The 12,347-nt window shown below is 48.7% G+C and carries 8 protein-coding genes; 3 read left to right on the top strand and 5 right to left on the bottom strand.

Annotated elements, in window-relative coordinates:
- Positions 1–131: 131 nt before the first annotated feature.
- A complete protein-coding gene (locus J7619_RS25050; protein ID WP_291205320.1) occupies positions 132–1,298 on the bottom strand; it encodes an AIR synthase related protein in 1,167 nt (388 codons plus the stop codon).
- Between the two features lie 256 nt (positions 1,299–1,554).
- Between J7619_RS25050 and J7619_RS25045 the strand changes: the two genes are divergently transcribed.
- Positions 1,555–2,061: a C40 family peptidase gene (locus J7619_RS25045; protein ID WP_291205318.1), complete on the top strand. Its 507-nt coding sequence runs from the start codon at positions 1,555–1,557 to the stop codon at positions 2,059–2,061.
- Positions 2,062–2,216: 155 nt separating this feature from the next.
- On the opposite strand, the gene tnpA is transcribed toward J7619_RS25045, so the two are convergent.
- Positions 2,217–2,654 carry an IS200/IS605 family transposase gene (gene tnpA / locus J7619_RS25040; RefSeq protein WP_291205314.1) on the bottom strand — a complete coding sequence of 146 codons (438 nt, stop codon included), beginning with the start codon at positions 2,652–2,654 and terminating at the stop codon, positions 2,217–2,219.
- 211 nt (positions 2,655–2,865) lie between these two features.
- Here tnpA and argH point away from each other — a divergent pair, with 211 nt between their 5' ends.
- A complete protein-coding gene (gene argH, locus J7619_RS25035; protein ID WP_291205311.1) occupies positions 2,866–4,200 on the top strand; it encodes an argininosuccinate lyase in 1,335 nt (444 codons plus the stop codon).
- Between the two features lie 10 nt (positions 4,201–4,210).
- Positions 4,211–5,767, top strand: a complete 1,557-nt coding sequence (locus J7619_RS25030; RefSeq protein WP_291205309.1) for a VCBS repeat-containing protein — start codon at positions 4,211–4,213, stop codon at positions 5,765–5,767.
- A gap of 97 nt (positions 5,768–5,864) precedes the next feature.
- Here J7619_RS25030 and J7619_RS25025 read toward each other — a convergent pair whose 3' ends face one another.
- The 3 genes from J7619_RS25025 to argB all read right to left on the bottom strand — a co-directional run bounded on the left by J7619_RS25025 (position 5,865) and on the right by argB (position 12,288).
- Positions 5,865–7,454: a SusD/RagB family nutrient-binding outer membrane lipoprotein gene (locus J7619_RS25025; RefSeq protein WP_291205306.1), complete on the bottom strand. Its 1,590-nt coding sequence runs from the start codon at positions 7,452–7,454 to the stop codon at positions 5,865–5,867.
- Positions 7,455–7,473: 19 nt separating this feature from the next.
- Positions 7,474–10,803, bottom strand: coding sequence for a SusC/RagA family TonB-linked outer membrane protein (locus J7619_RS25020; protein WP_291205303.1), 3,330 nt, complete (start codon positions 10,801–10,803; stop codon positions 7,474–7,476).
- A 696-nt stretch (positions 10,804–11,499) separates the two neighbouring features.
- Positions 11,500–12,288 carry an acetylglutamate kinase gene (gene argB, locus J7619_RS25015; protein ID WP_291205299.1) on the bottom strand — a complete coding sequence of 263 codons (789 nt, stop codon included), beginning with the start codon at positions 12,286–12,288 and terminating at the stop codon, positions 11,500–11,502.
- Positions 12,289–12,347 lie beyond the last annotated feature (59 nt).

Below are 12,347 nucleotides of genomic sequence, written 5' to 3'. Positions count from 1 at the left end.
CTTCTACCATTTATTTCGAAATCATACTACAATTGTCGTGCCTGCATGGGCAGTCGAACATACTGGGAAACAAAAAACCTCCGGAAGATAACTCCCGGAGGCTCAGCATTTTGCAACAACTTTAAAAGCGGTCAATAATAGAAAGTGCCGTATTCGCTGCTGATTGTCAATTTTTTCGCGTCGGAAGCTTCCACACGCCCGATCACCTGCGCATCGATCCCGAAAGATTTCGAAATTTCAATCACGCGCGCGGCGTGGTTTTCGGGGAGGTAAATTTCCAGCCTGTGACCCATATTAAACACTTTATACATCTCCTGCCAGCTCGTACCGCTTTCCTCCTGAATAAGTCTGAACAATGGAGGCACAGGGAGCAGGTTGTCTTTGATAATGTGAAGGTTATCAACAAAATGTAGAATTTTGGTCTGAGCTCCGCCACTGCAATGTACCATGCCATGGATTTGCGGACGCATTTCGTCGAGCAGCGCCTTGGCTACGGGGGCGTATGTACGTGTGGGGGAAAGGATAAGCTTCCCCACATTCAAAGGTGCCCCCTCCACTTCGTCGGTCAGTTTTTTGCTTCCGCTGTAAATGAGATCCTCACTTACTTCGGGATCGAAGCTTTCGGTATATTTTGAAAGGTATTTGCCCAGAATGTCGTGTCTGGCGGAGGTAAGGCCGTTACTGCCCATGCCGCCATTGTACTCGCTTTCGTAAGTCGCCTGTCCATAGGAGGCAAGGCCCACGATCAAGTCGCCTGCCTGGATGTTGGCATTATCCACCACCTCCGAGCGCTTCATACGGGCGATGACCGTACTATTGACGGTCACGGTCCGCACAAGATCACCCACATCGGCCGTTTCACCGCCTGTGCTGTAAATCTCGACACCATAGCTCCGGAGCATGTCCAGCACGTCCTCCGCACCGTTGATCACCTCCGCGATCACTTCACCCGGAATGCGGTTCTTGTTCCGATCGATGGTCGATGAATAGAGCATCGGACCCGTTGCACCCACACAAAGCAAATCGTCGGTATTCATCACGATCGCGTCCTGTGCGATGCCTTTCCAAACGGAAATATCACTGGTTTCTTTCCAATACAAATACGCCAGGGAAGTTTTGGTACCGGCGCCATCGGCATGCATGATCGTGCAATACTCGGGATCGCCCGCGAGGGTATCCGGGACTATTTTGCAAAAAGCCTTCGGAAAAAGCCCTTTGTCGATCTTTTCGATGGCCTTATGCACATCTTCCTTTGAAGCCGATACACCGCGCTGTAGATAACGGTCGGTAGTTTTCATCTGAGCGTATTAATTAGTAAGCTATCCTGATTCCGCCACAAAAGTAGGCAAAAAGGGGGCTTAAACCTTTACTTTAATGAAAGTAACCCTTAATTAGGCAAATCAGTGATTTACAAAATATTGCAAAAATTAACGATTTGTTAAAATAAGACAAATGCAAAAAAGTCGTTAGCTTTACAAACCTGAGGTGATCACATCACAAAACCGTAGAATCTCTTGTTTGACCATTTAAAGTCCTGAACCCACTTTTGATTTCATGCATTTTTCGATTCGTTCAGTCATTGTAACAGCCTTTTTGTTTGCCGTCAGTTCGCTTCCCAACCGTTCTTTCGCACAAGTCTCCAAACCCCAGGAAGTGGTGGCCGACACGCTGAGCCCTATCCAGTCGCTGGTATCGTTCGCCACCAAGCATTTGCATATCCCCTACCGTTCCGGCGGGTCATCCAAGCGAGGTTTCGATTGCTCGGGTTTCGTCCGGTACTGTTTCAATCAATGGAATATCGCACTTCCGCATTCCAGTGCAGCACAGGCCGAGCACGGTGAAGCCGTAGAACTCGATAATGCCAAACCCGGCGACCTTATATTTTTCAAAGGCAACAGCGCCAAAAGCAAGCGCATCGGGCACGTAGGCATTATCACCGAAGTAGCGCCTGGCTACGTCAAATTCATCCATTCGGCCTGGAAAGGCGGTATCCGCTACGACCTGCTGAACGCCGCTTATTACAGCAAGCGGTTTGTGGCGATCAAAAGAATGATCGAGTGATTTTAACTAATTGCTTTCGCTCTTTTCTCCGTCGACTGAAGTCGACGGTAAGGCGATTGCTTCCGGCTGTCGCTGCCTGGCGGCAGCAGAAGCCTATTCAACTGGGAATTGCCAATCATCCCCTGCCGTCGACTTAAGTCGACGAGCTAAGGAGCTTAGTTGTTGTTAGAATTTGTCCAGCCATATTTTTGCATGAATCTGTTGATTTCTATTTCAAAGGTTTTGCCTTTGTGATGCTCTTCCTGCCGGAGTATATAATTGCGAACTCGCGGGACATGTTTTTCGCTGACACTTACAGCCCAATAGTCATCCTGCCAGACAAACTTGGTTCTTGTCAGTTTGTTCTTATTTATCCAGTAAGCTGACTCTCCCTTGATGATCTTCATTACATCCGAGAGCGTCTGCTGCCGGGTAAGACAAATGAGGCAATGCGCGTGATCGAAGTAGCCGTTGATCACATTCAACTCAATCCCCTTCGACATTGCATATTCCCTGATATGCATGAACACCTTATTTCGAATATCGTCTCCCAGTACTGGCGCACGATATTTCGTAGAAAAAACAACATGAATCCAAATCCGGCTCCAACTCATACCAATAGAAGATTAAAAAACGTCCGACAATAAACCCCTAGGCGGTCTCATTGATACGCTAAACCTCAAACTTGGTAACACCTCAATTTCATTTCCCATAAAAAATCCGATGGCCGTCGACTTCAGTCGACGGAAAAAGGGAAAGGAATGAGCTAATGATGTTAAATTTGTGTTGAAATTTGAAATCTATAAATTTTATCATTCCTGCATTTTGAAACTCTGGCAAAAGGAAAATACTGTCACTTCTGAGAAAATAGAACGCTTCACCGTCGGCCGCGACCGCGAGATGGATTTGCATCTGGCCGAATTCGATGTGCTGGGCAATATCGCCCACGCCACCATGCTGGAAACCATCGGTCTGCTCACGGCCGACGATCTGGCCGCATTGAAAACCGAACTCAAAGCCATTTACGGGCAAATCCGGAAGGGTGAATTCGTCATCGAAGAAGGCATCGAAGATGTGCATTCGCAGGTGGAACTGCTGTTAACCCGCAGGCTCGGCGATACCGGCAAGAAAATTCATTCGGGTCGCTCGCGTAATGACCAGGTGCTGGTGGACATGAAGCTGTACACCCGCGCGCGGCTTTTTGAAGTCGTGCAGGCCACAGAAAAGCTTTTCGACGTGCTGACCCGCAAATCCGAGGAACACAAAAATGACCTGCTGCCAGGCTACACGCATTTGCAAATCGCCATGCCGTCGTCATTCGGGCTGTGGTTCGGCGCCTACGCCGAAGGGCTCATCGACGATATTATCCAGCTGAATGCTGCCTACCGTCTTGCCAACCGCAACCCCCTAGGCTCAGGCGCGGGTTATGGCTCGTCGTTCCCGCTGAACCGCCAGCTGACCACCGAGTTGCTGGGTTTTGAAGGAATGCACCATAACGTCGTGTATGCGCAGATGAGCCGCGGGCGTACGGAGCAGGCCGCATTGAGCGCCATCGCTTCGCTGGCGGCCACCGTTTCGAGGCTTGCCATGGACGTTTGCCTGTACAACAGCCAAAACTTCGGCTTCATCGTATTGCCCGACGACCTCACCACCGGCAGCAGCATTATGCCGCATAAGAAAAACCCGGACGTAGCCGAACTCCTGCGCGCCAAAACCAACCGCATGAAAGCATTGCCGATGGAGGTAACGATGGTATTGAGCAACCTGCCGTCAGGCTATCACCGCGATATGCAGCTGCTGAAAGAAATCCTGATGCCGGCATTCGACGAAATCCTCGACTGCCTCGACATCGCTGCATTCATGCTGGAACATTTGAAAGTCAAACAAAACCTGCTCGACGACCCGAAATACGACTTGCTGTTCAGTGTGGAGCGTGTGAACGAACTCGTGATCGCCGGGGTACCTTTCCGTGACGCATACAAACAAGTCGGCGCAGAAATCGGCGACGGTACCTATACCGCGCCGCGGGAGCTGAAACACAACCATGAAGGAAGTATCGGCAATTTGCAAACGGAAGCCATTCGTGCGCGGATGGAACGGGAAATTGGCGCGTTCGGCTACGATAAAGTTTTGGCAACACTCGACAATCTGATCCGTTAAGCGGTCCGTCATGATACTGATAAAAAAGGCCCTGCTCATTTCTGTACCCATCGGAATGGCGGGGCTTTCTCTTTCTTTTCAGGAGAAGTTACCGGCATCCGAGGCCGCCGGCCACAGGCTGCAAGCCGATTCCGTCCAGCAAGGGAGAAAACTGGCGATGGATTATTGTCAGCGCTGCCATTTGTTCCCCGATCCTTCATTGCTGGACAAAAAAACGTGGGTAACCAGTGTGCTACCGAATATGGGTTTGCGGCTAGGTATCCGGCCCAATGGGCAGGACCCTTACGCCGATCTGATCCCCGAAGAAAAGCATGTGATGCAAGCCTTAAACGTCTACCCCGAAGCTCAACTCATTTCGGAGGGCGAATGGAAAGAGATCGTTGCCTATTACCGCTCTATGGCCCCCGCCGTGCCGCTTCCGCAGGAAAAAACGCTTCCTGTGGAAGACTCTCTGCGGCTTTTCCATGTGTCCGACCTGACCGTAGGCGATAAAGAAGTCCCCAAAACCTCCATGCTGAAATATGACCCGGCTTCTTCGCTGCTCTATATCGGCGACGATCAGAATGCTTTGTATGTATTCGGAAAGACGGGATTGAAAGATACCTGGTGGATCGATTCCGCGCCAACCGATATCGACTTCCCTCAAAACGCCCCGCCCCGCCTGCTCTCCATTGGGGTTTTCAAACCATCCGACCAGCGGACGGGCCGACTGATGTCGCTTTCCAAAACAACAGACCCTTCGCTTGTGAATGTTCAGAACCTTCCGCGCCCTGTACAATTTGCAACCGGGGACCTAAATATGGATGGAAAAGACGACGCCCTGATCTGCGGTTTTGGTAATCACTCCGGCAAATTGTTCTGGCTGGACAATTTCCAGCAGGATAAGGAGCATATTCTGAAAGAGTTGCCGGGTGCCAGAAAGGCCGAAATCCGGGACCTGAATGGTGACAAAAAGCCTGATATAATCGCGTTGTTGGCGCAAGCCTGGGAGCAGGTAACTGTGTTTTACAATCTTGGCAATGGGAAGTTCAAAGAAAAAACTGTGCTGCAATTTCCGCCTTCCTATGGGATGAGCTATATGGAAATGGTGGATTTCAACAAGGACGGCTTTCAGGATATTGTGCTGACCAATGGGGATAACTGGGACCTTTCACCCATCGATAAGAACTACCATGGCGTGCGTTTGTATTTAAATGACGGGAAAGACAATTTCAAGCTCGCCTGGTTTTTCCCGCTCTACGGCGCCAGCAAGGCCGTCGCCCGCGATTTTGATCTCGATGGCGATATCGACATTGCCGCCACGGCATTCTACTCTGACCTCGCCAATCCGGCGCATAGCTTCATTTATTTATCCAATGAGGGCAAAATGAATTTCAAAGCCTTTTCAACCCCAATGGCAGCCGCCGGCAAATGGCTGACGATGGAAGCCGCCGATTTTGACCAGGATGGCGACACCGATATTGTGCTGGGCTCCTATTTTCACACCATCGGAGAAATGACCAAACTAATCTCCCGTGGACAGCTATCATTTCCTCAACTACTCGTACTGACCAATCGGCGCAGGTAGTATCCCATTTTGGTTTAGAATAAAAAAGAGGCAGGTCAACGACCCGCCTCTTTCCATTCCTAACTAAATCTGATTGGTATTATCAATCCGGGTATTATTATTTCACGTCCCAGAAAAGCTTGGTAGTGAGTTTATCGTTCTCGCGAACCGCCGCGTAGTTAGCAGCATTGTAAGTAATCTCGTTACCTGGGTAGTTCAACCTTACGGGAGGAAGTGTCTGGTTGTTGTTGTTGTCAACCCAGAAGCTCAATGTCGGCAGGTTCAAACGACGGATATCCGCCCAGTTTTCGTATGGCTGCACCAGGTTATAGTGTACCCATTTCTGACCTGCGATCAGTTCCAGTTTCTGAGCAGCAGTAGTTGCTTTTGCCCAGTTTACGCCGTTTCCAGCGATGTACGCCGCAGCTTCTGCTGTGGTTACGTTGGCCGGTTTGGTGCCTTGCGCCGCGTTGCTCACGTTATTGATACGGTTATAGAAATCCATTGATTGGCCGATCGCCGTTTCATAAGCAGTTTTTGCAGATGCATCGTTACCGGATCTCAGGTAGTATTCCGCTTTGATCAGGTTTACTTCAGGCGCATTGATGATAATACCCGGGAAGAACTGATTGTAGTTGGTTACATAGCGGTTGTAAATCGCAACAACTCCTGCGTTAGAAAGTTCGGTTTGCGCCTGAGCAGTAGCCATTGGGTCGATACCGATATACTTTCCACCCGCATTAGCTCCCGGCTCGAACAACATGCGTAGACGGGGATCTGCGTTAGTACTCAGGTAGTCGATCAACTTTTTACCAGCAGTGTTACCATACCAAGTACCTGGACCCATACCATCCTGGAAGCCTTTCGAGTTGATAGGGCTGTTGAGATCATATACATTAATCTGGATATTCTGATCGTTGTTTTCGACAATCGGGAATGTGGTCGCATTACCCAGGATTTCCGCGATCTCCGAGTTAGAGCGTGACTGGAATGCAGCTACGTCCGAAACGCGGTTCAGCATACGAAGGCGCAGAGAGTTGCAATAACGTTTCCAGGCAGTCAGGTCTCCTTTGTTAATGAAGTCCTGGGTCTGGAACGACTTCTGATAACCCGCGTTGATTGTTGTTGCGTTCAGCTCCGCAGCAATGCTTTTCAGATCATCCAGCATCAGCGTGTAAAGCACCTGAGGATCGTCGAATTTCGCTGCCGAAGCATTGTAATCGCCACCATTTGTACTTACCATACCTGCTTCGGTGAAAGGAATCGCACCGAAAACATCGACCATTCTTTGGGTCTGATCGTAGAGGTAGATCTTCGCCACTGTCATGAAGAACTTGCGGTCAGCTTGCTCATCAGCAGTTTTCGAATTGTAAACCTTTTGCAGCTCACGATATTGCGCCAGCAGGTTATAGTAGTTGAACCAAATGTTCTCCACACCTGCCGAACCCGGCACATACTGACCTGAACCATTCACCCAGCCGATCGACTGGTTGTACTGGTTCAATGTAATGCGGAGCATGGTGAAGTAATGCGTGTATCCCGGCAACACATAGTCTTTGTTGGCTTGAAGAAACCCTGTGAATTGCTTCTCGACCGTTGTTGCGGAGATCTTCGAAGGATCAGGATATATGCTGCTGAAATCGGATTCTTTGCAGGACGCTGCCACCAGCATGAGCCCCGCCAAAATAACTGATGATATCTTTTTCATTTTCATAGTCTGATTGAAATTAGAAGCTGGCTCTCAACATTACACCCGCAGTACGGAACGATGGGTTAGCACCTGCGTTGGAGATGTTTTCATACCATCTTGTAGAAGTGTTGGTCTGTTCTGCATCAAGATCTTTGATGGTACGGTAGAGGAAGAACAGGTTACGTCCGAATACCGAGAGGGTCACGTTCGAAGCACCGATCTTGCTTCCGATTGATGAAGGCAGGCGGTATGCAAGCGAGATCTCACGCATTTTGATGTAAGTGTTTTTCTTAACGTACAGCTCGTAGCGTGCGTTACCATATTGAGGGCCACCCCAGTTGTAAGTAGCGTTGTAGTACACTGCTTGTGAAACGATGTTGGTGTTAGCTTCGCCGCTAGCAAGTACACCGTCCATCAACATACCATCGTGGTAAACAACCTGTCCGGCAGGGCCTGTTGCTGCTGTGGTAGGAATACCTTTACCATCCTTATCCAAATAGTAACTCATCCCGCCATGCTCTGCATCCATGTAGTTCAAGCTTTCCTTAGTCAAACCGCGTGAGGTCATCCAGTTGATACCCGTCGGCATGATCGAACCACCGAAACGGAAGTCGGTAATCGCATCGAGCGTGAAGCCTTTCCATGAGAAGCTGTTGATCAAACCACCGGTCAGTTTTGGCATTGCGTTACCTACCTTGATCCAGTTTGCTCCGTCCAATTGGTAAAGACCGTTCGGACCAACAACAGCCTGGCCTTTTTCATTTTTAAGTATGCCATGCGCGTAAATATCACCCATCGGCTGACCTACTACTGAGCGAATCTGCGCTGCGTTACCATCCAGGTCGGAGTGGAGCAACTCGGTAGAGTTGTTAGCGAGCTTCTCAACTTTGTTCACGTTTTTCGCAAGGTTCAAAGTCAGATCCCAGTTGAAATCGTTCAATGTTTTACCCTGGATTGGCGAAACGTTGAATGCCACTTCAATACCTTTGTTTCTCAGCGTTCCTACGTTAGCCAGAATGGAGCGGGCTCCTGTTGTAGATGCGATGGTAAGAGGCAGGATCTGGTCGACGATCTGTGCATTATAATAAGCGATATCGAGGCCGATACGGTTGTTGAAGAATTTAGTCTCCAAACCGAATTCAAACTCACGCTTTCTTTCAGGGCGGATTTTATCATTACCAAAGGCTGGATCCATGTAGGTATACAATACCGACTGGCCACCATTTTGCTGAGCGTTCAACGTACCTTGCTTATAAGCTACGTTCGCGCCGTAGGTCGGAGGATAGTTACCCACTTCACCCCATGATCCGCGCAGTTTACCATAGCTAAAGAAAGAAGGCAGGTTCAGTCCGTCGGTAAATACGTAAGAAGCGTTCACAGATGGATAAACGAATGCGTTGTTTCCGGGAGCGAGTGTCGACGTACGGTCGCGACGGATGGTACCTTCAATAAAGAATATTCCTTTATAGTCAAATTGAGCCGTTCCGATAAGCGCGTCACGTGTCCAATTGTTACGTTCTCTTGAACTTGTAACATTATTCACAGACGCCGAAAGGTCAAAGAAGTTCTCAGTGCTCAATCCGCCGTCAGTACCGTTGCTCATTTTGGTATCCATTTGCTTGTAGGCGTTATAACCTGCCATCAAAGCGATAGATACATCGTCAGTCAACTTTTTGTTGTAAGTCGCCAAAGCCTCACCGTACACGTTTCTGTACACGTTGTTGGCCATGCTGAAACCACCTGTGTAACCGAATGCCAATGGTTTCTCAGTAGCGTTGTTGTTTTGCAAGCGCTCCGAAGTGAAGTCGGTACCGATACGGCCACGAAGTTTCAACTCGTCGGTGATTTGCCAGTGTTGCGTAATGCTCGCAATCACGCGGTCGCTCCACTCGTCAGCGGTGTTCTTTCTTGTGTTCCAAACGTAGTCGGCGATGTCAGTCTTGAAACCGTTGTACTTGATGTTTTCAGCCGGTGTCAAGCTTGGGTTACCGGATGACTGCGTTACATATTTATAGCCCTGGCTGGTTTGATATTTATCAAAATACCAGTCAGCAGACTCGAAACGGTTCATCATACCGGTGAAGTTGTTGATCATACGGTCAACTTTGAACGGACGGTTGTGCGTTTTCTGGTTGATGTAGTTCACCATCAAATCGGTTTTCAGCTTCTTGTTCGCATTAAAGCTTGCGTTCAGGTTAGCAATGTTCTTGCTGTTTTTCGCATCGTAGCTGATCATGCCATTGTCCTGACGTGTGAAAGAGAAACGAACGGTAGAGTTATCCGTAGCTTTCGACACCGAAAGGTTGATGTTGGAGCTGTTCGCGTTCTGGAACAAATCCGCATAGCTGTTTCCTGATGGAGAATAAGGGCGGATTTTACCGTCGAATGCCATTACAGGCTGGCCATCAAATTTAGGACCGAAGTTCACAGTCGCGCCCAGCAAGCCGCGGGTTTCTTTGGTTCCGTCTCCATCCGTATCGTAATAAATGAAGCCGTTTTCATCCTGCCCCGCATCTACATAGTTTTTCAGGTAACCCGGACCTCTTACATCCTGGTAACGTGGCAGGTAAGCAATTTTATCTACGCTATAACTTGCGCTGAAATCAACCCCGATTCCTTTTTTCCCCTTGCCGGTTTTGGAAGTCACGAGCAACACCCCGTTCACCGCTTCCGAGCCGTACAATGCAGCTGCCGAAGCACCTTTCAATACAGTAATATTTTCGATATCAGCCGGGTTCAGGTCAAGGAGACCGTTACCGCGAATACGCTGATCGCCCCAGTAATCACCATTGCGGGACTCACCATTACGAATGGGGATACCATCCAATACGATCAACGGCTGAGTGTTACCATTGATAGAGTTGAACCCGCGAACACTGATACTCACCCCGGAAGTTGCTCCACCAGGTGTTGCATTGATAGTCACACCCGGAGCCTTACCGTAAAGTGCTGTTGCAAAGTTGGGAGAAGCCGTTTTGATCAACGCATCATTCTTGATCGTTGTAGTAGCATAACCCAGCGCACGCGATTCTTTAGCGATACCCAACGCGGTTACTGTTACCTCCTGCAAATTGGAAGCATCTTCAACCAGGGTAACGTTCAGTACATTACTGTTGCCTACCGCAACTTCCTGGGTTTTGTACCCAATGTATGAAAACACGAGGGTAGCCTTGCCTGATGCGGCAACGCTATAAGTACCATCGGCATCGGTGGTCGTACCGGTGGTGGTACCTTTTACCAGAACGGATACGCCGGGCAACGTGGCGCCGTCAGACCCGCTGGTTACTTTTCCGGTGATCGTTTGAGCGAGAACCGGGGCGCTTACCATCAGCAACATGACGATAAGTCTTAGTAGATTTTTTCCCATGAGTTAAGCTAGATTAATTAAGGTATTAAAATGGATACAATTTTAATATTATTTAGTATAATATCGTGCATTTATTAATTTTTTTACTAATACATACACGTTCGACAGATTGCCAACTGTGCGAGTGGACTTTTTTGCCTTCGGGGTATGGATACGTCCAGGGACCACGTCGGGCGGGTTCGAGAAGGATTAATAGTAGATTTTTAGTTTTGTCATACAGTCCCTTAAATGAATTTTAGATGGTTTAACCGGGTCATTTTCTTCTTTATTAGTCCGGACGTGCCGGCGGCGTCAAAGGGCTTCACACTACCGTAATATTCGGATGTCAAATATAAATATATTATTAACAAACTCAGCAAGATTTATTAAAAAAAATTAATAAATAGTCAACAAATAGGATAGAGTATTTGGTATCGGAGCGCCCTTAGTTACATATTATTTGTATGTAACCGCTTTTAATAAAATTAATTTGCTGAACTGACCTGAACCACCGAGTGCCTTTCCCAGCGCATTTAATATTGACAAAATATCAACCATAATTATTCGGATATTGACATCGTCATCTATTCACCGGGCGGTGAATCGAAACGTCTATGAGTATACGCAGCCTTGACAGAGAAATTAGTCGGCGAAAGACATTATGTCAAAAGTAACCCCTAAATCAACCCGCTATCGATTGAGGGGTTTGGGCAATCTCTAAGCGAGCACGATCGCAGTCCCCGCCCCGCCGGAAACGGCGTTCCCGAGTTCATCCGCATGGCAGATGGTCACCTGCTTCACACCCGAATGCAATGCCGCAAACGCGTTGTCGAGCTTGGGGATCATACCTTTATTAATAGCACCGGTTGATTTATATTCTTCGTAGGTACCCGGAACCAATTTGCTGATCACCGCATCATCATCGTCGGGGTCGGAAAGCACGCCTTTCTTCTCGAAACAATAAATAAGGTTCACATTAAATGCCTCCGACATCGCTACGGCTGTTGCCGAAGCCATGGTATCGGCATTCGTATTGAGCAGCAGACCTTCGGCGCTGTATGTCAGCGGCGCGATAATCGGCGTGAGTCCGCTGGAAAGTATTGCATGGATCTGTCCTCCATTCACAGCTTCGATATCGCCCACAAAACCGTAGTCGATCGTTTTGACCGGGCGCTTCACTGAGCGGATAATGCCCCCGTCGGCACCGGTGAGACCTATGGCATTGCAGCCTTCGGCTTGGAGTTGTGCCACGAGGTTTTTGTTGACCAGGCCACCGTACACCATCGTCACCACGTCCAGCATCGGTTGGTCGGTAATGCGGCGGCCGTCGACCATCTGCGTTTCGATCTGCAACTTCGCGGCAACCTGTGTGGCTACCTTTCCGCCGCCGTGAACAAGGATTTTGGGTGCATCGAGCTGCGCAAAGGCTTTCAGGAAACGGGCACATGCTTCGGGATTATCGATCACATTACCGCCGATCTTGACTACGTATAAGGTCTGGGACATGTTAATAACTGTTAACTTAGCTGGATTTGAGGCGACAAAGGTAGCAGAAACGCGAATCG

It is taken from the genome of Dyadobacter sp., assembly GCF_017744695.1.
Lineage (GTDB): Bacteria > Bacteroidota > Bacteroidia > Cytophagales > Spirosomataceae > Dyadobacter.
Note: the sequence above shows the minus strand (reverse complement) of the source record. Positions and strands in the feature narration are given on the sequence as shown.

What these genes read in the sequence shown, in the direction of transcription:
- J7619_RS25025 (WP_291205306.1), bottom strand. Translation starts at nt 7,454, where the DNA reads ATGAAAAAGATATCATCAGTTATTTTGGCGGGGCTCATGCTGGTGGCA.
- argB (WP_291205299.1), bottom strand. Translation starts at nt 12,288, where the DNA reads ATGTCCCAGACCTTATACGTAGTCAAGATCGGCGGTAATGTGATCGAT.
- J7619_RS25045 (WP_291205318.1), top strand. Translation starts at nt 1,555, where the DNA reads ATGCATTTTTCGATTCGTTCAGTCATTGTAACAGCCTTTTTGTTTGCC.
- J7619_RS25020 (WP_291205303.1), bottom strand. Translation starts at nt 10,803, where the DNA reads ATGGGAAAAAATCTACTAAGACTTATCGTCATGTTGCTGATGGTAAGC.
- J7619_RS25030 (WP_291205309.1), top strand. Translation starts at nt 4,211, where the DNA reads ATGATACTGATAAAAAAGGCCCTGCTCATTTCTGTACCCATCGGAATG.
- J7619_RS25050 (WP_291205320.1), bottom strand. Translation starts at nt 1,298, where the DNA reads ATGAAAACTACCGACCGTTATCTACAGCGCGGTGTATCGGCTTCAAAG.
- tnpA (WP_291205314.1), bottom strand. Translation starts at nt 2,654, where the DNA reads ATGAGTTGGAGCCGGATTTGGATTCATGTTGTTTTTTCTACGAAATAT.